The sequence below is a fragment of the Azomonas agilis genome (assembly GCF_007830255.1).
GTDB lineage: Bacteria > Pseudomonadota > Gammaproteobacteria > Pseudomonadales > Pseudomonadaceae > Azomonas > Azomonas agilis.
In genome coordinates this window covers 383,773-410,447 of sequence record NZ_VLKG01000002.1, presented here as the reverse complement: position 1 = coordinate 410,447, position 26,675 = coordinate 383,773, and the positions used below count along the sequence as shown (strand labels likewise).

At 51.6% G+C, this 26,675-nt stretch carries 24 protein-coding genes and 2 pseudogenes; 18 read left to right on the top strand and 8 right to left on the bottom strand.

Features of this window, described 5'->3' with window-relative positions; genetic code table 11:
• Positions 1-126 precede the first annotated feature (126 nt).
• From metH to LX59_RS04305, 6 genes are all read left to right on the top strand, one after another.
• Entirely contained in the window at positions 127-3,819 is a 3,693-nt protein-coding gene (gene metH / locus LX59_RS04330; protein ID WP_144570611.1) for a methionine synthase, read from the top strand.
• A gap of 184 nt (positions 3,820-4,003) precedes the next feature.
• Complete coding sequence (locus LX59_RS04325; RefSeq protein WP_144570610.1) at positions 4,004-4,396, top strand: hypothetical protein; 393 nt, start codon at positions 4,004-4,006, stop codon at positions 4,394-4,396.
• Positions 4,397-4,593: 197 nt separating this feature from the next.
• Entirely contained in the window at positions 4,594-5,064 is a 471-nt protein-coding gene (locus tag LX59_RS04320; protein WP_144570609.1) for an RDD family protein, read from the top strand.
• Between the two features lie 142 nt (positions 5,065-5,206).
• Positions 5,207-5,578, top strand: a complete 372-nt coding sequence (locus LX59_RS04315) for a lysozyme inhibitor LprI family protein (RefSeq protein ID WP_144570608.1) — start codon at positions 5,207-5,209, stop codon at positions 5,576-5,578.
• 221 nt (positions 5,579-5,799) lie between these two features.
• Positions 5,800-5,937 carry a type II toxin-antitoxin system Phd/YefM family antitoxin gene (locus LX59_RS16125; protein WP_425457472.1) on the top strand — a complete coding sequence of 46 codons (138 nt, stop codon included), beginning with the start codon at positions 5,800-5,802 and terminating at the stop codon, positions 5,935-5,937.
• A 17-nt stretch (positions 5,938-5,954) separates the two neighbouring features.
• Positions 5,955-6,173: a Txe/YoeB family addiction module toxin gene (locus LX59_RS04305; protein ID WP_342779670.1), complete on the top strand. Its 219-nt coding sequence runs from the start codon at positions 5,955-5,957 to the stop codon at positions 6,171-6,173.
• Positions 6,174-6,231: 58 nt separating this feature from the next.
• On the opposite strand, the gene LX59_RS04300 is transcribed toward LX59_RS04305, so the two are convergent.
• Positions 6,232-7,482, bottom strand: coding sequence for a GGDEF domain-containing response regulator (locus LX59_RS04300; protein ID WP_144570607.1), 1,251 nt, complete (start codon positions 7,480-7,482; stop codon positions 6,232-6,234).
• Positions 7,483-7,717: 235 nt separating this feature from the next.
• Here LX59_RS04300 and LX59_RS04295 point away from each other — a divergent pair, with 235 nt between their 5' ends.
• On the top strand, positions 7,718-8,104 hold the full coding sequence (locus tag LX59_RS04295) for a nuclear transport factor 2 family protein (RefSeq protein WP_144570606.1): 387 nt from the start codon (positions 7,718-7,720) through the stop codon (positions 8,102-8,104).
• 32 nt (positions 8,105-8,136) lie between these two features.
• Positions 8,137-8,439, top strand: a complete 303-nt coding sequence (locus LX59_RS04290; protein WP_144570605.1) for a putative quinol monooxygenase — start codon at positions 8,137-8,139, stop codon at positions 8,437-8,439.
• Positions 8,440-8,441: 2 nt separating this feature from the next.
• Here the strand turns inward: LX59_RS04290 and crcB are convergent, their stop codons facing one another.
• The 5 genes and pseudogenes from crcB to LX59_RS16035 all read right to left on the bottom strand — a co-directional run.
• Positions 8,442-8,810, bottom strand: coding sequence for a fluoride efflux transporter CrcB (gene crcB, locus LX59_RS04285; RefSeq protein ID WP_144570604.1), 369 nt, complete (start codon positions 8,808-8,810; stop codon positions 8,442-8,444).
• 2 nt (positions 8,811-8,812) lie between these two features.
• Positions 8,813-10,138 carry a replication-associated recombination protein A gene (locus LX59_RS04280; protein WP_144570603.1) on the bottom strand — a complete coding sequence of 442 codons (1,326 nt, stop codon included), beginning with the start codon at positions 10,136-10,138 and terminating at the stop codon, positions 8,813-8,815.
• A 7-nt stretch (positions 10,139-10,145) separates the two neighbouring features.
• A complete protein-coding gene (lolA, locus tag LX59_RS04275) occupies positions 10,146-10,796 on the bottom strand; it encodes an outer membrane lipoprotein periplasmic chaperone LolA (RefSeq protein WP_425457471.1) in 651 nt (216 codons plus the stop codon).
• Between the two features lie 15 nt (positions 10,797-10,811).
• Positions 10,812-12,311: pseudogene (locus LX59_RS16040) on the bottom strand (DNA translocase FtsK); the annotation flags it as partial.
• Between the two features lie 1,263 nt (positions 12,312-13,574).
• Positions 13,575-14,171, bottom strand: a pseudogene (locus LX59_RS16035) (DNA translocase FtsK 4TM domain-containing protein); the annotation flags it as partial.
• Between the two features lie 161 nt (positions 14,172-14,332).
• Between LX59_RS16035 and trxB the strand changes: the two are divergent.
• The 4 genes from trxB to infA all read left to right on the top strand — a co-directional run bounded on the left by trxB (position 14,333) and on the right by infA (position 17,058).
• Complete coding sequence (gene trxB / locus LX59_RS04265; RefSeq protein WP_144570601.1) at positions 14,333-15,286, top strand: thioredoxin-disulfide reductase; 954 nt, start codon at positions 14,333-14,335, stop codon at positions 15,284-15,286.
• A 16-nt stretch (positions 15,287-15,302) separates the two neighbouring features.
• The gene (gene aat / locus LX59_RS04260; RefSeq protein WP_144570600.1) at positions 15,303-16,010 is read left to right on the top strand and encodes a leucyl/phenylalanyl-tRNA--protein transferase; all 708 of its coding nucleotides are present in this window, start codon (positions 15,303-15,305) and stop codon (positions 16,008-16,010) included.
• Positions 16,011-16,040: 30 nt separating this feature from the next.
• The gene (locus LX59_RS04255) at positions 16,041-16,748 is read left to right on the top strand and encodes an arginyltransferase (RefSeq protein ID WP_144570599.1); all 708 of its coding nucleotides are present in this window, start codon (positions 16,041-16,043) and stop codon (positions 16,746-16,748) included.
• A 91-nt stretch (positions 16,749-16,839) separates the two neighbouring features.
• Entirely contained in the window at positions 16,840-17,058 is a 219-nt protein-coding gene (infA, locus tag LX59_RS04250; protein ID WP_002553999.1) for a translation initiation factor IF-1, read from the top strand.
• Positions 17,059-17,126: 68 nt separating this feature from the next.
• Here infA and clpA read toward each other — a convergent pair whose 3' ends face one another.
• Together clpA and clpS are read right to left on the bottom strand one after the other, a co-directional pair.
• A complete protein-coding gene (gene clpA / locus LX59_RS04245; protein WP_144570598.1) occupies positions 17,127-19,406 on the bottom strand; it encodes an ATP-dependent Clp protease ATP-binding subunit ClpA in 2,280 nt (759 codons plus the stop codon).
• A gap of 32 nt (positions 19,407-19,438) precedes the next feature.
• Positions 19,439-19,771, bottom strand: coding sequence for an ATP-dependent Clp protease adapter ClpS (gene clpS / locus LX59_RS04240; RefSeq protein ID WP_144570684.1), 333 nt, complete (start codon positions 19,769-19,771; stop codon positions 19,439-19,441).
• Positions 19,772-20,018: 247 nt separating this feature from the next.
• On the opposite strand from clpS, the gene cspD reads away from it, so the two are divergent.
• The 6 genes from cspD (at position 20,019) to purB (ending at position 26,608) form a co-directional block, all read left to right on the top strand.
• Positions 20,019-20,249: a cold shock domain-containing protein CspD gene (gene cspD / locus LX59_RS04235; protein ID WP_144570683.1), complete on the top strand. Its 231-nt coding sequence runs from the start codon at positions 20,019-20,021 to the stop codon at positions 20,247-20,249.
• A 338-nt stretch (positions 20,250-20,587) separates the two neighbouring features.
• Entirely contained in the window at positions 20,588-22,804 is a 2,217-nt protein-coding gene (locus LX59_RS04230) for an NADP-dependent isocitrate dehydrogenase (protein WP_144570597.1), read from the top strand.
• A gap of 157 nt (positions 22,805-22,961) precedes the next feature.
• On the top strand, positions 22,962-23,399 hold the full coding sequence (locus tag LX59_RS04225; protein ID WP_144570596.1) for an NUDIX hydrolase: 438 nt from the start codon (positions 22,962-22,964) through the stop codon (positions 23,397-23,399).
• Positions 23,400-23,418: 19 nt separating this feature from the next.
• Entirely contained in the window at positions 23,419-24,528 is a 1,110-nt protein-coding gene (gene mnmA / locus LX59_RS04220) for a tRNA 2-thiouridine(34) synthase MnmA (protein ID WP_425457470.1), read from the top strand.
• Entirely contained in the window at positions 24,525-25,151 is a 627-nt protein-coding gene (hflD, locus tag LX59_RS04215) for a high frequency lysogenization protein HflD (RefSeq protein WP_144570594.1), read from the top strand. Before mnmA ends, hflD begins: the two co-directional genes overlap by 4 nt.
• A gap of 86 nt (positions 25,152-25,237) precedes the next feature.
• Positions 25,238-26,608, top strand: a complete 1,371-nt coding sequence (purB, locus tag LX59_RS04210) for an adenylosuccinate lyase (RefSeq protein WP_144570593.1) — start codon at positions 25,238-25,240, stop codon at positions 26,606-26,608.
• Positions 26,609-26,675 lie beyond the last annotated feature (67 nt).

Genomic DNA, 26,675 nt, shown 5'->3' with positions numbered 1-26,675 from the left:
TCCTCCACGTTTACCCTGCTTACCTTTCCGTCCCGATTCATACCCTAAAGCTCAGGCCAGTCTCAGAAGACTCAGCAACTTTGCTATCATGCTCAGTTTTTCAGCCACGCTTTTTAGGTATCCCCCATGTCCGACCGCGCCGCTCGCCTTCAGGCCCTCCAAAACGCCCTCAAGGAACGCATCCTCATGCTCGACGGCGGCATGGGTACCATGATCCAAACCTACAAGCTGACCGAGGAAGACTACCGTGGCACCCGCTTTGCCGACTGGCCGCAGGATGTGAAGGGCAACAACGACCTGCTGCTCCTGACCCGTCCGGATGTGATTCAAGCCATCGAAAAAGCTTATCTGGATGCCGGTGCCGACATCCTCGAAACCAACACCTTCAACGCTACCCAAGTCTCCCAAGCCGACTATGGCATGGAGCATTTGGTGTATGAAATCAACGTCGAAGGCGCACGTTTAGCCCGCCAAGTCGCCGACGCCAAAACCCTCGAAACGCCGGATCGTCCGCGCTTTGTCGCCGGTGTGGTTGGCCCAACCAGCCGTACCTGCTCCATCTCCCCCGATGTCAACAACCCCGGCTACCGCAACGTCACCTTTGACGAGCTGGTGGAGAACTACACCGAAGCCACCCGTGGTTTGATTGAGGGCGGCGCGGATTTAATCCTGATCGAAACCATCTTCGACACCCTCAACGCCAAGGCCGCCATCTTTGCTGTGCAGCAAGTGTTTGAAGAAGACGGCATCGAGCTGCCGATCATGATTTCCGGCACCATCACCGATGCTTCAGGCCGTACCCTGTCCGGCCAGACCACCGAGGCGTTTTGGAACTCCATCGCCCACGCCAACCCTATTTCCGTCGGCCTAAACTGCGCCTTGGGGGCCAAAGACCTGCGTCCCTACGTGGAAGAACTGGCTACCAAGGCCAACACCTACGTTTCCGCCCACCCCAACGCCGGTTTGCCCAATGCCTTTGGTGAATACGACGAAACCCCCGCGCAAATGGCCGAAGTGGTGGCCGAGTTTGCCGCCTCGGGCTTTTTGAACATCGTCGGGGGCTGCTGCGGTACCACTCCGGCGCACATTAAAGCCATTGCCGAAGCCGTGGCCAAATACCCGCCGCGCGCCATTCCAGAAATTCCCAAAGCCTGCCGCTTGGCCGGTTTAGAGCCCTTCAACATCAGCCGCGACTCGCTGTTTGTGAACGTCGGTGAGCGCACCAACATCACCGGATCGGCCAAGTTCGCGCGCCTGATCCGCGAGGAAAACTACGCCGAAGCCCTCGACGTGGCCCGCCAGCAAGTGGAAGCCGGTGCCCAAGTCATCGACATCAACATGGACGAGGGCATGTTGGATTCCAAGGCGGCCATGGTCACCTTCCTCAATCTGATCGCCTCCGAGCCGGACATTTCCCGCGTGCCGATCATGATCGACTCCTCCAAATGGGAAGTGATCGAAGCGGGCCTGAAGTGCATTCAGGGCAAGGGCATCGTCAACTCCATCTCCATGAAAGAAGGCATCGAGCCCTTCAAACACCACGCGCGGCTGTGTAAACGCTACGGCGCGGCGGTAGTGGTGATGGCCTTCGACGAAGTCGGCCAAGCGGACACCGAAGCGCGCAAAAAAGAAATCTGCCAACGCAGCTACGATATTTTGGTCAACGAAGTTGGCTTCCCACCGCAAGACATCATCTTCGATCCCAACATCTTCGCTGTGGCCACCGGTATTGAGGAACACAACAACTACGCGGTCGACTTCATCAACGCCTGCGCCTACATCCGCGACCACCTGCCCTATGCTTTGAGTTCCGGCGGCGTGTCCAACGTCTCCTTCTCCTTCCGTGGCAACAATCCGGTGCGCGAGGCCATTCACTCGGTCTTCCTCTACCACGCCATCCAGAACGGCCTGAGCATGGGCATCGTCAACGCCGGTCAGTTGGAAATCTACGACGAGATTCCCAAAGAGCTGCGCGAGAAAGTTGAAGATGTGGTGCTGAATCGCCACCCCAACGCCACCGAAGCCCTGCTCGCCATCGCCGATCAATACAAGGGCGACGGCAGCGTGAAAGAAGCCGAAACCGAAGAATGGCGCAGCCTGCCGGTGGACAAACGCCTCGAACACGCGCTGGTAAAAGGCATCACCACCTTCATCGTCGAAGACACCGAGGAATGCCGCCAGCAATGCAAACGGCCTATTGAGGTGATCGAAGGCCCACTGATGTCCGGCATGAACGTGGTTGGCGACCTGTTCGGCGCGGGCAAAATGTTCCTGCCGCAAGTGGTGAAATCCGCGCGGGTGATGAAGCAAGCCGTGGCCCACCTGATTCCCTTTATTGAGGAAGAAAAAGGCGACAAACCCGAAGCCAAGGGCAAAATCCTGATGGCGACGGTGAAAGGCGACGTACACGACATCGGCAAAAACATCGTCGGCGTGGTGCTCGGCTGTAACGGCTACGACATTGTTGACTTGGGCGTGATGGTGCCCTGCGAGAAGATTCTGCAAACCGCCGTGGCCGAAAAATGCGACATCATCGGCCTGTCCGGTTTGATTACCCCCTCGCTGGATGAAATGGTGCATGTGGCCAAGGAAATGCAGCGTCAAGGCCTGAGCATCCCGCTGATGATCGGCGGCGCGACCACGTCCAAAGCGCACACGGCGGTGAAGATCGAACCGCAATACCACAACGACGCCGTACTGTATGTCACCGATGCGTCCCGCGCCGTAGGTGTGGCCACCAGCTTGCTGTCCAAAGAACTCAAGCCCGCTTATGTGGAAAAAGTCCGCACCGAATACGCCGAAATCCGTGAGCGCATGGGTCAACGCCAAGCCCGCACCGAGCGCCTGAGCTACAGCGATGCCGTGGCCAATAAGCTGCAACTGGATTGGGCTAACTACCAGCCGCCCGTGCCGAAGTTCACCGGCAGCCAAACGCTGGACAATATCGACCTTAACGAACTGGTGCCCTACATCGACTGGACGCCGTTCTTTATGGCTTGGGATTTGGCCGGAAAATTCCCGCGCATCTTGAGCGATGAAATCGTCGGTGAAGCGGCTACGGCGCTCTATCAAGACGCGCAAATCCTGCTGAAGAAGCTGATCGACGGCCAACTGATCCGCGCCAAAGCCCTGCTCGGCTTCTGGCCTGCGCAGCAAATCAACGAGGACGATATTGCCCTCAGCCAAACCGATGGCAGCCCGCTGGCCACTTTGCACCATTTGCGCCAGCAAACCCACAAGCCTGATGGCCAACCCAACCTGTCTTTAGCTGACTTTATCGCCCCACAAAGCAGCGGCAAAACCGACTACCTCGGCGGCTTTATTGTCACGGCGGGCATCGGCGCGGAAGAACTGGCTAAGCACTACCAAGACCAAGGCGACGACTACAACAGCATCATGGTCAAAGCCCTCGCCGACCGACTGGCCGAAGCCTGCGCCGAATGGCTGCACGAGCGGGTACGCAAAGACTTCTGGGGCTACGCCAGCACCGAGCAATTGGACAGCGAAGGCTTGATCCGCGAGCACTACCAAGGCATTCGCCCCGCCCCCGGCTACCCCGCCTGCCCCGACCACACGGAAAAAGGCACCCTGTTCCAAATCCTCGACCCACAAGGACAGTGCGGCGTAGGCCTAACCGAGCACTACGCCATGTTCCCCGCCGCCTCGGTCAGCGGTTGGTACTTTGCCCATCCGCAGGCCAAATACTTCGCCGTGGGCAAAATCGACAAAGACCAAGTGCAAAGCTACAGCGCGCGCAAAGCCCAAACCGATGCGACCAGCGAAAAATGGTTAGCGCCAAATTTGGGGTATGAGGTTTAAAAGTAAATTGCAACGATAAAAAAGCTTCTTTGTGAATAGCTATGTAATTTAAAAAAGCTTCACTTAATCAGCAAGGAAGACTACTCACTAGACCCACTTGAACCATTACATACCAAGTGGGATCTAACAGTAGTTTGGTTATGAAATGAAAACTGAGTTAATAACATACTCAAAGGAATAATTTGTGAAGAAGATCAATTTATTCATCCTATGCTCAACTGTATTATTAACAAGTTGCGCTGTACGCACAGGAATCCTTGTTGAAGTATCCGATGGGAGTAAACCCTTACTCGGTGAAGCAGTGGCAACCATAATTAGCGGAACATTTCAAGTATCAAATTTAGATGGACTTGCTTGTGACGGAACATACGACCAATATACACAATCACGCATGCTAAAAACAAAAGTAACTTGTAATGATGGAAGATATGGAGAGGTTATTATTCTTCGTACAGGAACGAATTTAGTGAATGGTTCTGGCGAGGGTCGCCTAAATGACGGTACCGCATTTCGAGTATTACTTGGCGATATGGTTCACTATCGCGACGCACAGGGTATATGGGAAAAAGCTAAATAATGCTTAACCCTGCAAGCAAATAGGTTAAGCAAAAGTACATACTCCATTGGCTCCATACTAAAAACCATGAGCCACCGTTAAAACCTGGATAAGTACCTATCGCCGTATCAACGAATACTCACTTTTCAAAAATCAATAACTGTACTTTTTCAGTTGTTATTCTAATTATTTTCTATAACCAACAAGGAGTTAAACACATGGATACTAATGAATACGAATATGCCGGTTTTTGGGTAAGAGCGGGGGCCTCAATAATTGATACGATACTAACATTTCTCATCACAGCTCCCGCTCTTATTTATATATACGGATGGTGCTACTACACAGATGAAAATTCCGGAATATTTGCTGGCCCTGCAGATATTCTAATTTCATGGGTTTTTCCTACCGTAGCGGTCATTATTTTCTGGATATTTAAGCAGGCTACCCCAGGAAAAATGGCAGTATCAGCAAAAATTGTTGACGCTAAAACGGGAAACCCTGCAAGCCCAGCTCAGTTAATTGGCCGTTATTTCGCTTACCTTATTTCAATAATTCCACTCTTTCTGGGAATTATCTGGGTTGCTTTTGATAAAAGAAAACAAGGATGGCACGATAAATTAGCTGGGACAGTTGTCATAAAAAAAGTAAGCACAGGCTCTGAGCCAGTTAAATTCGAAAGCGCCTAGCAAGTAGCAATCCTGCATTCGCTTACCTGAGCGGGCTAAAACCCCGCTTTTTCATTGACTCTTGTTAACATCCACACCAAAGACGGCCAATCGAACAATCGAACAATCGAACATAAATATTAGCCCTAAATTCGGAGACATCATGAAACTGACCTTTGCTATTTTCGCGCTTGTATTTTCTGGCCTTAGCCTTGCCAATGAGGCCTGCGATAACCCTAAAGATGATTTTGATGGGCTGTACTGCTTGAATAAAATTTACCAAGAAGCAGACCGCGAACTAAATGCCAACTACAGAACCCTTGTTCCCCTGCTAGACGCTACCGGAAAGGCAAAGCTCAAGAGTGGCCAACTGTCTTGGCTGAACACTCGAAACGCTGAGTGCTCCAGAAAAGATGCCACCGGCTTCTACGTCAATCTTGGTTGTGCCACTTCTACCACCATCCAACGCTCACAGTTTCTGCAAGACCGTATCCGCGAGTGCAAAAGCTCAGGTTGCCTCAACAGCCAGCTTTGAGAACCAAACGTACCAAAGCTGACCGCAATCTGTACATCTAATTGTACAACTCAGGAAAAGCATTATACTTGTACTTTAAGTTGCACAGATCATGGGGAGACTACCATGCAAGTCATTTCTTTTACGGAAGCCCGTAACAATCTTAAATCTGTATTAGATCAAGTAGTTAACGATGCAGACTGTACTATATTACCCGCCGTGATGCTGAAGATGCTGTTGTCATGTCGTTAGAATATTACAACAGCCTCATGGAGACCGTTCATCTACTGAAATCACCGGCCAATGCAACACACTTAGCCAAGTCCATTGAACAATACCGAACCACCCAAGTTCAGGAGCGAGATCTGCTGGATGAGTAGATTACTTACTTGGACGGATGAAGCTTGGAACACTGAACACTTATCTTTATTGGCAAAATCAAGATAAGAAAACTCTAAAACGAATTAACAAACTGATTGAGGAGATTAAACGCTCCCCTTTTGAAGGCATAGGAAAACCCGAACCACTAAAAATGAACCTCGCTGGTTTTTGGTCTCGCCGTATTGATGACACCAACCGCCTTGTGTATGCCGTTGAAGATACCCGACGACGCTGATGGCGACTATTAATAGTTTTTATCCACCCATAATCATTAATACTCACTGTACATTTAATTAAATACAGAGCGAAAGAATACTACAGGTTTTCCCACGCCCACTGTGCTTTGCCTGATATAAATATTTATCAGCCTCTTGTAAAAACAACTCCAAACTACCTGTATGATTCTGATAAACCCCAGCACTAAACGAAAGAGGTGGAGCCTCTAGTGCATATTTAACTTCTGCACAATGCTCTCTTAAATTTTCCAGCATATGGATAATAGCCTCTAAAGGTTCATCTATGATCATGGCGAACTCTTCTCCCCCCAAGCGTCCAATTAAGGCAGTAGGAAAATAAGCTATTAAAGCCTTAGCAAAGATTACTAAAACAGCATCTCCCGTAGCGTGACCGAAATTATCATTAATTTTTTTGAAGAAATCCAAGTCCATCATAGCAACGCTTAGTTGGCGCTTATTGCGACCCGCCTCTTGGAAAAGCTTTATACCCTCGTCATAAAAGTTACGCCGATTATTCAACCCTGTTAAGCTATCAAACTGTGCTGCTTTACGCAGCGCTCGTACTAAATCACGCCGCTCTAAGGTGGACATAATACGACAGGTCAACTCTTCGGGGTAAAAGGGTTTACGCAGAAAATCATCCGCTCCGTGCTTAATAAACATAGCACTGAGTGAACCACGCACGTCCGCTGATAAACCAATAATAACGATTTCGTTGTAATACATTTTTTGGCGTAAAATCTTAACCAAGTCAACTCCTGTCAACCCTGGCATACTGTGATCAATAATAATTAAATCAATATCGGGCTGGCTCTTTAAAACCTCAAGCGCTTGGTTGCCACTTGAAACATCAATAATCTGATAACACTGAGGCGTAAGTATTGTTCTAATATACTTACGTGTGGCCTCTGAGTCTTCTGCAATTAATATTTTTACATAGGCATTGCGCTCTAAACGCTGCAATAACCTAAATGCATACTCATAGGAGCGGTAGTTTTCTTTTAAGATATAGTCAACCACACCTTTCATCAGCAGCTCATCACGCCGCCGCTCATTATAACTACCTGTTAGCACAATACAGGGCAAATGATACTCCATGACTAAATCAATAGTCTCTCCATTAGGGGCATCGGGTAAATGAAGATCCACAAAAGCCGCAAAAAACAAGCTAGCTGAGGTTTCAAGTAGTAACTCTGCTTCTTGATAAGAGGCACAAAATACCGGCTGCCATTCTTTATGTTGATTAAATAAGTGCGCCATTATTTTCAGCAGTAATGGACTGTCTTCGATAACCAAAATACTGTGCATGCCTCCTCCTTTATTTAAACAATTACTATCCTTAACTTTAGTAAAAATCTAACGCCTTTATAATAAAATGCCTCCTATAAAAATCGGTAAAAATAAACTCTGCCTCATCTCAGACTGAATTCAACCTTCAATGATTTTTGATATTTTTTTCATAATGTAGTATGAAGTAAAGAATTTAAAAGCAATCTCTCTTTCTCCACTCCTCTATGCCATTTGGAATGAGTTCTTCTACTATATGGTTAATAACACGCCAATCCCTACGGATCTAACCCAGATTTTAGAACAACTCAAAGCCTTAGAGCCCCTGATTTACTGTGCTAACTCAGGAGCCTGCTCTGAGCATTTCGAGCGGCTTTTAGTGCAAGATTTTTGGGAAGTAGGGGCCTCAGGAAAAATCTATGATCGAGCCTTTGTACTCAGTGTGCTTAAGGCGCGCCAACAAAATCCCATTCAAGAGCCTTGGCATACTTTTGACTATCAGATTCGTCCCATTGAAACACAGCATTTTCTTATCACCTACAGCCTACAACAGGCCACGCGCCTATCACGCCGCGCCACGCTGTGGCAAAACACTGAACAAGGCTGGAAGATGCTCTACCATCAGGGTACTGTAGTGGTCTAAATCCTGTAAACCCACGCAAACAAGGGTTCATTATGATGGTTGAATCTAAGGTTTTAACCTGTGTCGCCCACTTTGTAGCCATCGCGGGGCAAGAAGCTGCTTTGAAAAGTGCCTTATTGGGGATGCTAGAACCCACTCGGGCGGAAGCGGGCTGCTTGAGTTATCACCTACATCAGTCCCTAGAAAACCCCGCACTTTTTACCATGATTGAGCACTTTCAAGATCAAGCGGCTTTCGATCTACACAGTCAACAAGCCTACCTACTGGCTTTAAAAGAGCAGTTACCAGCGCTCACCACCTCAGTATCAGTACATACCTATAAAACTTGCGGTTAGCATCATCGGGCTAGCTGTATGCCGAGGCTGGTGGCTAACAAACCGCCACCTACACTCAAGCTTAGATATCCTAAAGCCATTAGTAGCTGGCCCTGCTCCACTAGGCGTAGGGTATCCAGAGAAAAGCTGGAGAAAGTGGTAAACCCGCCTAAAAGACCAACCATCAGCCCTGTGCGCACTACTACAGGCCAATCAGGGCGGGCCAGAAACAGTGCATACAAATAACCAATCGCTAAGCAGCCCAACAAATTGACCAATAAAGTGCTCAAGAAAAAGTATTTAGGGTAACGCTCAACCAACCACAACCCCAAAGCATAACGGGCGGAGCAGCCTAAGATGCCACCTATGGCTACTGCAAAGAATGCCTGCATATTCAATCCTCACGCCGCTTTAGCGGACTTTGGGCATCCAATTGACGCAGATGCTCCAGTTTTTCACGAATTTTTAGCTCTAACCCACGAGGAACTGGCTGATAATATTGGGCGGGTGACATGGTCTTAGGAAAATAATCTTCCCCAGCGGCATAAGCTTCTGGCTCATCGTGGGCATAGCGGTAGCCATCCGCGTAGCCGAGCTGCTGCATCAGACTGCTGGGGGCATTACGCAGATGTAATGGAACCTCTAAGGACTCCTGCCCCATTGTCGCCTGACGAGCCTGTTTAAAGGCCAGATACACCGCGTTGCTCTTGGGCGCGCAAGCTAGATATACAATGGCTTGTGCGATGGCTAACTCCCCCTCTGGACTACCTAGACGCTCCTGTACATCCCACGCACTCAAGCACAGGCTTAGAGCTCTGGGGTCTGCATTCCCAATGTCTTCGCTGGCCATACGCACAACGCGCCGCGCAATGTACAAAGGATCACAGCCACCTTCCAGCATACGGGCATACCAGTACAGGGCCGCATCAGGCGCTGAACCGCGTACCGATTTATGCAGCGCTGAAATCTGCTCATAGAACACATCACCTTGCTTATCAAAGCGCTGAGGGCGATGGGCTAAAACTTCGCTCAACAGGCCGTCTGAGAGTTTGCCTTGGGGATCGGCTAAATCAGCAGCAGCCTCCAGCAGATTTAACAAACGCCGCCCATCGCCATCGGCCGCATGGCATAAAGCAAGCTGCTGAGGGTCAGACAGTGCTAAGGGCTGTTGCACTCCCTGCGGCTCTTTAAGTGCCCGCTGAATCAGTGACATAAGGGCGGTTTGATCCAAGGGCTTAAGTACATGCACACGCAATCGAGACAAGAGCGCTGCATTCAATTCAAAGGAAGGATTTTCAGTGGTAGCCCCAATAAAAATCAGGGTTCCATCCTCCAGATAAGGCAGCAAAATATCCTGCTGCGCTTTGGTAAAGCGATGTACCTCATCCAAAAACAACAGCGTTCGTTGGCCTGTACGCTGTTGCTGACGCGCCTGTTCAGCCGCTTGGCGCACCTCACGTACACCGGCGGTCACTGCCGACAGCAGTATGGCATGTAATCCCAAATGCTGAGCCAGCAAAGAGGCTAAGGTGGTTTTCCCAACCCCCGGTGGCCCCCACAACAGCATGGAATATAAAGTGTTGCGCTCTATGGCCTCTCGCAGAGGGCGACCCGAGGCCAGTAGATGCTCCTGCCCTACATAGTCTGCCAAAGCTTGGGGCCGCATCCGTGCGGCCAGCGGGCGTGTATCAAAGGAGGCCGAGGGCTCAAATAAATCCACGAGAGCACTATTCCGAAATCACATCCACCCCTTTGGGAATTTCAAACACAAACCGGTTAGCAGGCAAATTAGGGTTCAGTTTGATCTCAGAAAACTGGATATTGGTGCGCTGGCCTACGTTGTCCACCAACTGCATATCGTTGATGACCCCATTACGAAACGACAGACGCAGGCTATCGAACATGCTGTCTTTACCCTTGGGTTTGAGGGTAAAGTCTGCGATTTCGCCGGTTTCACGATGAGATACATCAAAATTTTCGCTGATGTTGGCCAAGCTACCGGACAACAGCAAAGCAGGTGTATGGGTCAGGCGCTTATCCAGCTTACGAATGGTGACTTGCTCTAAATCAGGGTCATACAGCCAGACTTTTTCCCCGTTGGATACCAGTACCTGCTCCATAGGCTGATCGGTATGCCAATAAAACTGACCAGGGCGTTTCAAACTCATCTCGCCTTTGCTTTCTTGCAAGCGGGTACCGCTGCTGTCTAAGGAGAGCTGCGAAAAACGCCCGCTCAGGGTTTGGGCACGGCTGAGTAACTCTGAAAGCTTTTGTACCGAGGTATTCGCCGGAGCTGCCGCTTGGGCATGAACCAAACCCATCCACACAAGTACAGGCACCAGCAGAGCGCGTAACAACAGCCAACTGTGTTTTGCCATGGGCATTAAGCTTCCTCAATCACGAACTGGAGGCGGCGCAATCACTTCGCGCGAACCGTTGGTATTCATTGAACTTACGACACCCGCCTCTTCCATGGCTTCAATCATACGGGCGGCGCGGTTGTAACCGATTTTGAACTTACGCTGCACGGCCGAAATCGAGGCGCGGCGGCTTTCGGTCACAAAATACACCGCATCATCGTATAGCGGATCTTCTTCGCTACCTTCGCTGCTTTCGCCACTGCCCGTACTACCCTCAAAACCGCTACCAGCTTCTTCAACGCCGGTTAGAATTTCTTCAATGTAATCCGGCTGACCGCGCTGTTTCCAAGCATCTACAATACGGTGCACTTCTTCATCGGAGACAAAGGCTCCATGCACTCGAATCGGCTGCCCTGTACCCGGCGGCAGATACAGCATGTCACCGTGACCCAAGAGTTGCTCCGCGCCCCCTTGATCCAGAATCGTGCGTGAGTCGATCTTGCTGGACACTTGGAAGGCAATACGGGTGGGAATATTGGCCTTAATCAAGCCCGTAATCACGTCTACCGAAGGTCTTTGAGTGGCCAAAATCAAATGAATTCCCGCTGCACGCGCTTTTTGGGCAATACGGGCAATAAGCTCCTCTACCTTTTTACCGACAATCATCATCATGTCGGCAAACTCGTCCACAATCACCACAATAGTCGGCAAACTGTGGAGCGGCGGAGCTACATCGTCCATGCTGTCACGACGGAACAGAGGATCGGTCATCGGCTTACCGGCTTCTTCGGCTTCCTTCACCTTGCGGTTAAAGCCCGCCAAATTACGCACCCCTACTGCGGCCATCAGCTTATAGCGGCGCTCCATTTCAGCCACACTCCAACGCAGCGCATTAGCGGCTTCTTTCATGTCCGTCACTACCGGACACAGTAGATGGGGAATACCTTCATAAATCGACAACTCCAGCATTTTGGGGTCGATCATGATTAAACGCGCCTCATCCGGCGTGGACTTAAGCAAAATGGAGAGGATCATGGCATTGACCCCTACCGACTTGCCTGAGCCCGTAGTACCAGCCACCAGTAAGTGCGGCATACGAGCCAGATCCGTCACCACAGGATGACCGCTGATGTCATGCCCCAGAGCCAAGGGTACGGGTGAGCTGGCTTGCTCATAGACTTCAGAGAACAGCACCTCGGACAAGCGGACGATTTGCCGGTGCTCGTTGGGGATTTCAATCCCGACCGTAGTACGCCCCGGAATCACTTCCACCACCCGCACACTAGGTACCGCCAATGAACGGGCCAAATCCTTAGCCAAATTAGAGATACGGCTGCTTTTGATGCCCGGAGCCGGCTGAATTTCAAACCGAGTAATCACTGGCCCCGGATGCACCGCCTCTACCGTCACCGAAACACCAAACTCTTTAAGGCGAATCTCTAACAGACGCGAAGTTGCCTCTAAGGACTCTTCCGTGCATTGATTTTGAGGCTCCTGAGCCGGATCGAGCAAGGAAATTGGCGGTAGACTGCCCGCCCATACAGAGTCTTTTTCCTGATACTGGGGTTGGAAGTCATCCTCTTCTGCATCCTCAGAGTCTGAGCAATCCTCAACCTCTACTGGCGCTAGCCGATCTGCACTACTGGTTTTAGGCTGCATCCAAGGAGCGAGGGCTTCCTCCTCTTCTGAGTCCTCTATCAAGGGCTCATGCTTAGGCGGTGGGCTCTGATAAGAAGCCACAGGATAAGGATCTTTTTCCACTATAGGCTGATTTAGAAGCGGAATATCTTCATCGCGCCAATCCTCTTCCTCCTGATACTGATCCTTTGTCTTAAGCGTCGGAATATTCTGCTCATCTTCCGCAGAAGTTGCAGAGAAAGATGGAGCTTTAGCACTAAACACCGAAGCAGGCATACTGGCCATCACTGAAGCGGGCGGCAGTTCGGATGAACCTGCTCCTTGTATTACTCGACGCTCAGCAATTTTGGCATGACGATCCGATTCGACTAAGCGTGAAGCCAACAATGCTAAAGACTCTTTGCTGGGAGCTTCAGATTTATCCAAGTTCAACACAGGCTCTTGGCGGCCCCCTTGAGTCTTAGGTTCATCATTGCTGAGGTCAAAGAAGTCATCTAAGTCGTCAGGTTCTGCATGCAATCCAGAATCTGGCTCATCATCGCGACTCGCACGGATGGGATCTGTAGGGCGAGTCTCCCTCCGCTCTAAACCAATGCTGGGCTCTTGGCGCTCAAATACCGAGCCTGATTCACCCTCAGCAGCCAAATCATAAGTAGCGTCTAAAGATGCTGCTTTTTTAGGCTCTTCTTGCTCAGGCGATATGCTCGGTTTTAAAAAAGCAGGCCGTGTGAAGGCTTTGAGCTTAATCGGTGGCTCTTCTTTCCAGTCAGACATAGGCTCTTCTGCACTGGGATCAAGCCAAGCCGCCGTTGGTGTATTGCTCTGTGGACGTGCAGGCTCTTTAGTGTTTTTGCTCAAACTCACAGGCGCTGCGTCAATAGGAACCGGCTTGCGGAGTGGGGTTTTGCTGTCTTCCTCATCCTGATCGTCCAACACAATGCTGTTATCCAGCTCTAGGGCCAGTACGGCATCGCGCTCATCCTGCTCTGAGATCGGTAAATAATCTTGATCAAAGCGCTCTCTAGGGTCTGGATCATCGGCCAAATCCGGTACTTCAGGTTTTTGCCTTTTAGGCTTGGGTCGGTCTAATCCCAACAGGCGAACCATTCCACCGTACAGTAACTCCAAAAAATCCAAGGCAATCTTGCCAATTAAATCCATGATGCCAAACCAAGAAATATTGGCAAATAGCGAGATACCGACTAGGAAAAAACCCAAGAAAATCAGGGTACTGCTTTGAGTATTGAGGCTGTTGTCAATCAGTTGCCCCAAACTTTTACCCAAAGCCCCCCCCGCCGACTGGATGGGCAAATGCGGGTCTGGATTAAAGTGAATCTCTGCCAAGGCCGCGCTCGCTAAGACCAGCAGCACCATACCGACTAGGCGCGCTGTAAAGGCTAGTACCCCTAAACCAGCCTGACGACGGGTATAAAACACCCGAAAAGCTAGAAAAGCACACAGAATCGGAAACAGGTAAGCCACCAGACCAAAGGCGGTAAAACTTACGTCTGCAAACCAAGCACCCGCTGCACCTGCTGAGTTATGTACTTGATCGGCGCGACTGGTATGAGTCCAGCCTGGATCATCCTGATCGTAATCCAGCAAAGCCACCCATAAAAATAGGGACAAGCCGACCAAGGCTAGCGCTAACAACTCCCTAAAACGCCACACAATCTGCTGGCCTAAGCTGAATTTGGGTGATGAGGGAGCTGTTTTTCTCAAGGGATTTAACTTCCGACGCTCTTGGGCATTCATTTCTTCAGTCTGTGGCTGAAACATGGGATTCTATCAACTCCTGGCCCATTGGGTTCCTGTGGCTAGGGCTTGGCTTAGGTTCGGTGTACCATACCCTAGACCTACACTGCTCTGCTTGGGCAGTTCTTACCACTATAAACAATGGCTTATGAGGGCTTTTCATGCGTGAAGTCAAGCATTCTCGATTGATCATCCTTGGCTCAGGCCCTGCTGGCTACACAGCAGCCGTATACGCGGCGCGCGCTAATTTAAAGCCCCTGCTCATTACAGGCATCCAGCCCGGTGGCCAACTGACCACCACCACCGAGGTAGACAACTGGCCCGGCGATGTCGAGGGGTTAACCGGCCCAGTATTGATGGAGCGTATGCAGCGGCACGCCGAGCGTTTTGATACCGAGATTGCCTATGATCATATCCATACAGCGAATCTGCAACAGCGGCCTTTTGTTCTTGCAGGCGATAGTGCCACTTATAGCTGTGATGCGCTGATCATCGCCACCGGAGCCTCAGCGCAATATCTGGGCCTACCCTCTGAAGAAGCCTTTGCCGGACGCGGTGTATCTGCCTGCGCTACCTGTGATGGCTTTTTCTACCGCAACCAAGTCGTGGCGGTAGTGGGCGGCGGTAACACGGCGGTCGAAGAAGCACTCTACCTGTCTAATATTGCCAAAGAAGTACACCTGATTCACCGCCGTGACAGCCTGCGTTCGGAAAAAATCCTGCAAGATCAGATTCTGGAGAAGTCCCGTAGCGGCAATATTCGTCTGCACTGGAATCAGACGGTAGATGAAATTCTGGGTGATAACTCCGGCGTTACTGGCGTGCGTCTAAAACACGCGCAAACCGGCGATACCAGCGAGTTAGCGCTGATGGGTGTGTTTATCGCGATTGGCCATAAACCCAATACCCAATTGTTTGAAGGTCAGCTCGACATGAACAATGGCTATCTGATCACCAAAGCGGGTAAAGAGGGCAATGCCACCGCCACAAACATTCCCGGTGTATTCGCTGCGGGTGATGTTGCCGATTCGATTTACCGCCAAGCCATTACCTCAGCCGGTGCTGGCTGTATGGCGGCTCTGGATACCGAACGCTATTTAGAGAAAGGCCACTGATCCATACGGGGCATTTATGCTGAACTGGTTACGTCCTGATAACCTAGAGTTTCCACCCCTAGAGCGGGCATTGCGCGATCCCAACGGCCTACTGGCTGTGGGGGGGGATCTGTCGCCCCAGCGTTTGTTAGCCGCCTATCGGCATGGATGCTTCCCTTGGTATCAGGACGGCCAGCCTTTGCTCTGGTGGTCACCCGATCCGCGTACAGTGCTGTATCCCGACCAACTGCACATATCCCGTAGTCTGGCCAAAACCCTGCGCCAAAAACCCTTTGAAGTGACCTTTGATCAAGCCTTTTCTGAAGTGATTCAGGGATGCTCAGAGCCACGGGACTACACCGATAAAACCTGGATCACCCAACCGATGCAGCGCGCCTACCACATGCTGCACCAGCAGGGCATCGCCCACTCAGTTGAAGTATGGCAGCAGGAAACCTTAGTCGGTGGACTCTATGGATTAGCGATGGGGCGGCTATTCTTTGGAGAGTCCATGTTTAGCCGCACTACCAATGCCTCTAAAGTAGGCTTTGTAACCTTAGTGCAACAACTGATTGACTGGGGCTTTATACTCATCGACTGCCAAATGCCCACCCAATATTTAGCCAGTTTTGGAGCCTCTAGCATTCCTAGAACCCAGTTTGCCCAGATGCTCCATGAACATATAGAAGATCCCAGCCGTAGCCACTGGGGTGGTTTAGCGGCCACCTCAACCCGTAGCCTCTGACCTGATAAGCTGTTGTCTGGAGTATGGATCATGACCTCTTTGACCCGTCTCAAGTTCTATGCCACCCAACCCCACGAGTGCAGCTACCTGCCCAATCAACAGGCTACCACCCTTTTTCTTGATCCCCATGAACCCATAGAAACCGACTTATACAGCGAGCTGTCTATTCTGGGATTTCGACGCAGTGGCGAACACCTATACCGTCCACACTGTGAAGGCTGCACGGCCTGCATTCCTGCCCGCATTCCGGTCAACGACTTTAGCCCCACAAAACAACAAAAGCGCATCCTAAAACGTAATGCTGATCTTACGGTCAGTCCGGCGTTACCACGCTTTACCGATGAATACTACGCACTGTACCGAAGCTATATTGAGGCACGCCATGCAGACGGCGATATGTACCCTCCCAGCCCCGAGCAATTTGAAAGCTTTTTAGCTTCGGACTGGCCTTTTAGCCGTTTTTATGAATTTCGCGCTCAAAATCAGTTGGTAGCCGTTGCCGTTACCGACATACTCCCCTGTGGATTGTCTGCGGTATACACCTTTTACGACCCTAATGAAGAACGCCGCAGCCTAGGCCGCTACGCTATCTTATGGCAAATCCAAGAAACCGCCCGTCAACAACTAGAAGCACTGTATTTAGGCTACTGGATCAAAGACTGTCGCAAGATGAATTACAAGACTGAGTACCGCCCTATTGAACTGCGTATTAACCACCGCTGGTTACGTCTCACCTGAAAACCTTGGCGTAAGCTGATAGATCAGGCAGAATATGCCGCATTTTTTCGGGCTATCCCGAGCTATTATTAAACACCGAGGATCATACTGCATGTCGAAAGAAGACAGCTTCGAAATGGAAGGTACTGTCGTCGACACCCTGCCCAACACCATGTTCCGTGTGGAGTTGGAGAACGGGCATGTCGTTACCGCGCATATCTCTGGCAAGATGCGCAAGAACTATATTCGTATCCTAACTGGCGATAAGGTGCGTGTGGAACTGACTCCCTACGACCTCAGCAAAGGCCGCATCACTTACCGCGCCCGCTAATAGGGGCCGGTACCCACAGCAAAACGCCCAGCAGAGCTGGGCGTTTGTGTTTTGTACTTAACTTAAATCTAAGCGGTTGCTTCTTCTTGAGCTGTCTCAAACTCAAAGACTAAATCCTCGCCCTTGAGGTCAATGTGTACTACCCCACCTTGCTCAGATAGCTCACCAAACAGGATTTCCTCAGCCAAGGGCCGTTTGATTTTTTCCTGAATCAAACGCGCCATCGGCCGCGCGCCCATCATCGGATCATAGCCATGCTCAGCTAACCAACCCCGCGCCGCGTCGGAAACCTCCAGAATCACATGCTTGTCTTCCAATTGAGCCTGTAATTCCACCAAGAATTTGTCCACCACGCTTTTGATAGTTTCCAAACTCAAGCGGCCAAACTGGATAATGGCATCCAGACGGTTGCGAAACTCTGGGGTAAAGCTCTTCTTGATCACCTCCAAGGCATCGGTAGTGTGATCTTGATGGGTAAAACCCATCGAAGCCCGTGCAGCGGTTTCAGCACCGGCGTTGGTAGTCATAATCAAGATGACGTTGCGAAAATCCGCCTTACGTCCGTTGTTATCGGTCAAGGTTCCGTTATCCATCACCTGCAACAGCAGGTTAAAGACTTCAGGATGGGCTTTCTCAATCTCATCCAACAGCAACACGCAATGCGGTGTTTTGGTGATGGCTTCGGTCAACAAACCGCCCTGATCAAAGCCCACATAGCCGGGAGGCGCACCGATCAAACGGGATACGGTATGTCGCTCCATATATTCGGACATATCAAAGCGGATCAGCTCGACACCCAAGGCCCGCGACAATTGACGCGCGGCTTCGGTTTTACCCACACCCGTTGGGCCAGCGAACAAGAAGGAGCCTACAGGCTTATTCGGCGCTTTGAGCCCGGCTCGCGACAGCTTGATGGCCGTAGACAGGGAAACAATAGCATCGTCCTGACCAAAGACGGTCAAACGCAGATCGCGCTCCAAGTTACGCAGCAGCTCTTTATCCGAGGTACTGACGTGCTTAGGCGGAATGCGCGCAATTTTGGCCACAATGTCTTCAACATGGGGCACATCAATCACTTTAGCGCGCAGTTCTGGTGGCAACAGCCGTTGATAAGCGCCCGCCTCGTCGATCACATCAATAGCTTTATCCGGCATATGGCGGTCGTTGATGTAACGAGCAGCCAACTCTGCCGCAACCTGCAAAGCCTCATCGGTGTATTGGATTTGATGATGCTCTTCAAAGCGCGATTTCAAGCCTTTGAGGATACCGATGGTATCTTCTACAGAGGGTTCAACCACATCGACTTTTTGGAAGCGACGGGCCAAGGCGCGGTCTTTTTCAAAGATCCCGCGATACTCTTGGAAGGTGGTAGAGCCGATGCAGCGAATCTCACCCGATGATAACAGCGGTTTGAGCAGGTTCGAGGCATCCATCACCCCGCCGGAAGCCGCGCCAGCACCAATGATGGTATGAATTTCGTCGATGAATAAAATAGCGTGGGGACGCTTACGCAGCTCGGCTAACAGAGCCTTTAGGCGCTTCTCAAAGTCACCACGATATTTAGTACCTGCCAGCAAAGCGCCCATATCGAGGGAATAGACCACGCTTTCCAGCAGTAAATCGGGGACTTTGCGATCCACAATGCGCTTGGCTAAACCCTCGGCAATCGCGGTTTTACCCACCCCTGCCTCACCGATCAGCAACGGATTATTTTTACGCCGCCGCGCCAAAATTTGGGTAACGCGCTCCACTTCTTGATCGCGCCCTACCAAGGGATCAATCCGGCCTTGGCGTGCCAGCTCATTTAAGTTTGACGCATAGGCTTCGAGCGGACGACTGGTAGCCGCTGCTTCGCCCGCTTCCTCGTCATGAGTTTCGCTTTCGGGAGACTCTGGTTGAGGCGTATAGCCCGGTACCTTAGCAATACCGTGAGCAATGAAGTTCACCACATCCAAGCGGGATATGTTTTGGTGTTTGAGCATGAACACCGCTTGACTTTCTTGCTCACTGAAAATCGCCACCAGAACATTAGCGCCCGTTACTTCTTGCTTGCCAGAGCTTTGTACATGGAATACCGCACGTTGCAATACGCGCTGAAAGCCCAAGGTCGGTTGGGTATCACGCTCCTCTTCATGGGACGGAACCAGAGGTGTAGTGGAGTTAATAAACTCCTGAAGATCATGACGCAGCTTATCAATGTGAGCACCACAAGCCCGCAAAACCAAAGCGGCCGCTTCGTTATCTAATAACGCCAGCAGGAGGTGTTCTACCGTCATGAATTCATGGCGCTTACTGCGTGCTTCTTTGAACGCCAGATTCAGAGTGACTTCAAGTTCACGATTCAACATAAGCCTTCACCTCAATTAACCCAAACGTTGGGTCAACCGTCTTTCTCTATCTGGCACAGCAGTGGGTGCTGACACTCCCTCGCATATTCATTCACTTGGGTGGCTTTGGTTTCTGCCACATCACGAGTAAACACGCCACAAACTGCCTTGCCTTGAGTGTGAACGGTCAACATGATCTTTGTTGCTGACTCCCTGTTATGGTTGAAGAAGCCTTCCAGCACTTCTATCACAAAGTCCATCGGTGTGTAGTCATCATTAAGCATAACCACCCGATATAGGGACGGAGCCTTAAGTTGGGGCCTAGCCTCTTGAAGCGCTAAACCGCCTTCTTCATCTTCATGCTGGGCCGGATGGTCCGAGCCCATTTTGGGTTGAAACGGCACAGTGCAAGCACCAGGTTAGTTAGGGTTTCAGGCTCATAGAGCCCCTGTTTAGAGAGCGCCTGCACAAAGCAGAACGCTGCGCCTTGACTATCTGCAAAAGGGTGATACAAACGAACAACTTGGTTGTAGCACTAACCACGAGTTGATGTGTGCGTCAAGAGGTAACACAAGCATTCATCACTCGCAATGGATGTTACTCCAGATGGGGTCTTTTGCAGAGGAAAAAAGTATGCTGTGCGGCAAAGTCAAGTGGTTCAACAATGTCAAGGGTTATGGATTCATTGTGGCTGATGAAGGCAGTGAGGACTTATTTGCCCATTACTCAGCCATTCAAATGGACGGCTATCGCACCCTCAAAGCAGGACAAACCGTGCATTTTGAAATCACTCAAGGGCCAAAGGGACTGCATGCTGTTAATATCCGTCTGATGGAGCCACACACCGAACCTACCAAGGGCTAATATTTCGTCTATGCGCCTTAAGACCCTCGACTTTAGAAATATAAGCGCTACGAAGGACTGAGTGTATAATCCCCCCATTCGTATCGTCCCGGAGCCACTGCTGGAAATATGAGCGCCCTGTTTGCCGCCACCTTCCCCCCTTTCGCAGACCGGACTACTCCTGGCCTCCCCGCCTTTTACCTTTACCCCCCGCCAACTGTCCCGAAGCCTGTGGAGACACCCTCCCAAAGCCTCGGTCGTTATCTTGCGCACATTGCTACCTTTGGGCAGGTTCGCCTACCCTGTGCCCGCAAGATTGTGCAGTTGCAGTAATCCATAGAGAGGAGTCAACGCAAAACATGTCCAAGATTATCTATACGCTGACCGACGAAGCCCCAGCACTGGCCACTTACTCCCTGCTGCCCATCGTCAAAGCGTTCACCGGATCTTCGAATATCGAAGTTGAAACCCGTGATATTTCCCTGGCTGGACGAATCATTGCGAACTTCCCTGAAAGCCTGACCGAAGCGCAAAAAATCTCCGACCATCTGGCCGAACTGGGCCAACTGGCCACCAAGCCTGAAGCCAACATCATCAAACTGCCGAACATCAGTGCTTCGATGCCTCAGCTCAAAGCGGCCATCAAAGAACTGCAAGCTCAAGGCTATAAAGTTCCTGATTATCCAGAAGAAGCCACTACCGATGCCGAAAAGAGCATCAAATCCCGCTACGACAAAATCAAAGGCAGCGCCGTAAACCCGGTTCTGCGTGAAGGTAACTCCGACCGTCGCGCGCCTCTGTCGGTCAAAAACTACGCCCGCAAGCACCCCCACAAAATGGGCGCTTGGGCGGCTGACTCCAAGTCCCACGTGGCACACATGACCAGCGGTGACTTCTACGGCAGCGAAAAATCCGCTCTGATCGCCAAAGCCGGCAGCGTCAAGATTGAACTGGTTGGCAAAGACGGCAGCGTTAAAGTCCTGAAAGAAAAAACAGCGGTTAAAGATGCCGAAATCATCGACTCTTCCGTGATGAGCAAAAAGGCGCTGACCAGCTTCATCGAAGCGCAAATTGCTGATGCCAAAGCTCAAGGCGTACTCTTCTCCGTACACCTGAAAGCCACCATGATGAAAGTCTCCGACCCCATCATGTTCGGTATCATCACCACCGCTTTCTACAAAGAAGTGTTGGAAAAACACGCTGAAACCCTGAAAGAAATCGGTTTCAACGCCAACAACGGTATCGGCGACCTGTACGCGCGCATCAAAACGCTGCCCGCTGACAAGCAAGCTGAAATCGAAGCCGATATCAAGGCGCTGTACGCTACTCGTCCAGCCATGGCGATGGTGAACTCCGATAAGGGCATCACCAACCTACACGTTCCTAGCGACGTGATCGTGGATGCTTCCATGCCTGCCATGATCCGTGACTCAGGCAAAATGTGGAATGCCGACAACAAGCTGCAAGACACCAAAGCCATCATCCCTGATCGCTGCTACGCCGGTGTCTACCAAGTCACTATCGAAGACTGCAAAAAGAACGGTGCCTTCGATCCTGTGACCATGGGCAGCGTGCCTAACGTCGGCCTGATGGCTCAGCAAGCCGAAGAGTACGGCTCTCACGACAAAACCTTCCAAATCCCTGCGGACGGTGTGGTGCGTGTAACCGACGAGAGCGGCGCTGTGCTGCTGGAAAACGCCGTAGAAGCCGGTGACATCTGGCGTATGTGCCAAGTCAAAGACGCTCCAATCCAAGATTGGGTGAAACTGGCTGTTACCCGCGCTCGTGCTACCGGTGCTCCTGCCATTTTCTGGCTGGATCCTAACCGTTCTCACGACATGCAAGTGGCTGAGAAGGTTAAGAAATACCTGAAAGACCACGACACCAGCGGCCTGACCATCGAAATCATGTCTCCGGAAGCGGCTACCCAGTACTCTCTGGATCGTATCCGTAAAGGTCTGGACACCATCTCCGTGACCGGTAACGTACTGCGCGACTACCTGACTGACCTGTTCCCGATCATGGAACTGGGCACCAGCGCCAAGATGCTGTCTGTAGTACCTCTGATGGGTGGCGGCGGCCTGTTCGAAACCGGCGCGGGCGGTTCTGCTCCGAAGCACGTTCAACAGTTCTTGGAAGAAAACCACCTGCGTTGGGATTCTCTGGGCGAGTTCTTGGCTCTGGCTGCTTCTCTGGAGCATCTGGGCACTGTGTACAAGAACCCCAAAGCGCTGGTTCTGGCCAAAACTCTGGACGAAGCCAACGGCAAGTTCTTGGACAGCGACAAGTCTCCTTCCCGTAAGGTAGGCGAGCTGGACAACCGTGGCAGCCACTTCTATCTGGCTCTGTACTGGGCTCAGGCTCTGGCCGCTCAAACCGAAGACAGCGCACTGCAAGCTCAGTTCGCTCCTCTGGCCAAAGCGCTGACCGAGAACGAAGCCAAGATCGTAGATGAGCTGAACAAGGCTCAAGGCAAAGCCATCGACATCGGCGGTTACTACCACCCCGATTTCGACAAGGCCAGCGCCGCCATGCGTCCCAGCGCTACGCTGAACGCCGCTCTGGCAGCCCTCTAATCCGACGACTGTAGTGGGCCTTGTCCACTATAAGCAACGGAGCTAGACAAAAACCCCAGCTTTTTAGCTGGGGTTTTTGCATTCTTTACCGCCTATCAGCCAATAGGCTCATATGGCGTATAATGACCAACCTCAAGCCCATCTGCGGACATCAGTTATGGATTGGTACGCTCACGTCACGGTAGCCACCATTGTCGAAGACAATGGCCGCTTCTTGCTGGTGGAAGAACGACAAAATGATGCTTTGGTGCTGAACCAACCCGCTGGCCACTTAGAGCCCAATGAAAGCCTGATTGAAGCCGCCTGCCGCGAAACCCTTGAGGAAACTGGCTGGACGGTAGTAATTGAGGGAGTAGTAGGACTAGGCCTTTATACCTCACCGCGCAATGGTGTCACCTATTGCAGGACTGCGTTCCATGCGCGTGCCCTAAGCCACGACCCTGAGCGTCTACTGGATACCGGTATTGTTCGTGCCGTTTGGATGACCATGGACGAAATTCGAGCCGCCAGTGATCGCCTACGCAGCCCTATGGTGCTCACCGTGATCGAACAGTATCTGGCGGGACACCGTTATCCCCTATCCCTGATTTTTTGATTAACCACAGGATATTCATGTGAAGGCGACCCGCGTCATCGTCGGTATGTCCGGCGGCGTAGACTCCTCAGTCTCAGCCCTTCTCCTCCAGCAACAAGGCTATGAGGTGGAGGGTTTGTTTATGAAAAATTGGGAAGAAGACGATGGCACGGACTATTGCACCGCCAAAGAAGACTTAGCCGATGCCCAAGCAGTCTGCAACAAACTGGGAATTAAGCTGCATACGGCCAACTTCGCCGCTGAATACTGGGATAATGTCTTTGAGCATTTTTTGGCCGAATACAAAGCCGGACGCACGCCGAACCCGGATATCCTGTGCAACCGAGAAATCAAGTTTAAAGCCTTCCTCGACTATGCACTGATGCTCGGTGCAAAGGCCATTGCCACGGGCCATTATGTGCGTCGTCGTGACTGTGAAGGACGTAGCGAACTGCTCAAAGGCCTTGATCCCAACAAAGACCAAAGTTATTTCCTACATGCAGTGGGCGGCGCGCAAATCGCCCAGAGTCTATTCCCCGTCGGTGCTCTGGAAAAACCCCAAGTCCGTGTCATCGCTGAACAGCATGGACTAGCCACCGCCCGCAAAAAAGATTCAACTGGCATTTGCTTTATTGGTGAACGCCGGTTCCGAGACTTTCTCAAACAGTACTTACCCGCCCAGCCCGGCAATATCGAAACCACAGATGGCAAGATCATCGGCCAGCATCATGGCTTGATGTACCACACCATGGGCCAGCGCCAAGGGCTGGGTATCGGTGGCCTAAAAGAAGCGACTGAAGAGGCTTGGTACGTCCTAGATAAAGACATGGCGCGCAACGTGTTGGTCGTAGGCCAAGGCAACGAACACCCGCGCTTATTTTCCAGCGCGCTTTTGGTCTCCCAGATTTACTGGATTAATCCCGTTGAGCTCCATAGCCCGCGCCGTCTTAACGCCAAAGTACGCTACCGCCAAAACGACCAAGCCTGTAGGCTGGAACCTAGATCCACAGAGGGCCACTGGGTGTTTTTCGATCAGCCTCAGCGCGCCGTTACACCGGGCCAATCGGTAGTATTTTACGAGGGAGAAGTCTGTCTCGGCGGAGGAGTCATTGAGGCTACTCAGCCTTGGACGGAGGAGCACAGCGCATGAATAAACTGCAAGAACAGGTCATTGCCTTAGGAGCCGTCTTTCAAGCGGCCACCTTAGTAGAACAGATCGCTCGTACTGGACAAACCAACCCACAAGCACTGGCCTGCTTATTAAACAGCCTATTGGTACGCAACCCTGCAACGACCTTGGATGTGTACGGCGGTGATGACCTGCTATTGCATGAAGGCTATCGTTTGTTAGTCGGTACCCTAGAGCGGGACAACAACATCCTGCAACGGGATGCCCTGCGCTATGCCCTCGCTATGATCGGTTTGGAGCGGCATCTGAATCGGCGTGACGATATGCTAGAGCGCATTGGCCAACGCCTCGATCAAATCAAGCTACAGGTGGAACACTTTGGCATCACCCACGATAACGTGGTCGCGGCCTTTGGTGGGCTCTATCAGGATACCCTCAGCACCTTCCGTCGCCGGATTCAAGTGCAGGGGGACATTCGTTACCTGCAACAACCCGACACTGCGGCCTTAGTCCGCGCCCTGCTGCTAGCGGGTATTCGCTCAGCCCGCTTATGGCGCCAACTGGGCGGTCATCGCTGGCAACTGATTTTCAGCCGTCGCAAGATGCTGGATGCCGCTTACCCCAGATTACGGCGCAGTGCCTGAAACTAACAGCCCAAAAGTTAAGGGTACGGTGTAAAGCGGTTTCATGTATCCTGTGCGCCTTTTTTCAGCAACTCGATAGAATGCCCATGCAGCTCACCTCGCTCACTGCGGTCTCCCCCGTTGACGGCCGCTACGCCGGTAAAACCAGCACCCTGCGCCCCATCTTCAGTGAATACGGTCTGATCCGTTACCGCGTACTGGTCGAGGTACGCTGGCTGCAACGTCTGGCCGCCCACGCTGGAATCCCCGAGGTCGCACCCTTTTCTGCCGAGGCTCAGCAATTGCTGAATCAACTGGTGGATGACTTCCGCATTGAATACGCCGAGCGCGTTAAAGCCTTTGAGCTGACCACCAACCACGACGTGAAAGCAGTGGAGTACCTGCTCAAAGAACAGGTGGAAAAACTGCCGGAACTGGCTCAGGTGAAAGAATTCATTCACTTTGCCTGCACCTCGGAAGACATCAACAACCTGTCCTACGCCCTGATGCTGCGTGATGGCCGCGATACCGTATTGCTGCCCACCATGCGTCAAGTAGCGGATGCCATCCGTGCGCTGGCCCACTATCTGGCGGATGTGCCGATGCTGTCGCGCACCCACGGTCAACCGGCTTCCCCCACGACGCTGGGTAAAGAGCTGGCCAACGTGGTGTACCGCTTAGAGCGTCAAATGGCGCAAATCGCCGCCGTTCCGCTGCTGGGTAAAATTAACGGTGCCGTGGGTAACTACAACGCCCACATCTCCGCCTATCCGGATGTGGATTGGGAAGCCAATGCCCGCGAATTTATCGAAGGCGATCTGGGCCTAAATTGGAACCCCTACACCACCCAAATCGAGCCGCATGACTACATCGCCGAGCTGTTCGATGCGGTAGCACGCTTTAACACCATCCTGATCGACTTCGACCGCGATGTGTGGGGCTACATTTCTCTGGGTTACTTCAAGCAAAAAACCGTAGCCGGTGAGATTGGTTCTTCCACCATGCCGCACAAGGTCAACCCGATTGACTTCGAAAACTCCGAAGGCAACTTGGGCATTGCTAACGCGATCTTCCAGCACTTGGCAACCAAGCTGCCGATTTCCCGCTGGCAACGTGACTTAACTGACTCCACCGTGCTGCGTAACCTCGGTGTCGGTTTTGCCCACAGCCTAATCGCCTACGAAGCCAGCCTGAAAGGTATTGGCAAGTTGGAGCTGAATGCCCAACGTCTGGCCGAAGATCTGGATGCCTGCTGGGAAGTGCTGGCCGAGCCCATCCAAACCGTGATGCGCCGCTATGGCGTAGCCAACCCCTACGAGAAGCTCAAAGAACTGACGCGCGGCAAAGGCATTACAGCCGAAGGTCTGCGTGTCTTTATTGATACCCTAGACATCCCCGATGCCGCCAAGCAAGAGCTGCGTGAACTGACACCAGCGCGCTACATCGGTAACGCCACGACCCAAGCCAAACGCGTCTAACGTCTCCCCTGCGACTCCAACGCCCGGCGCTTGTCCGGGCGTTGTCGTTTAGGATTAACTCAATTTA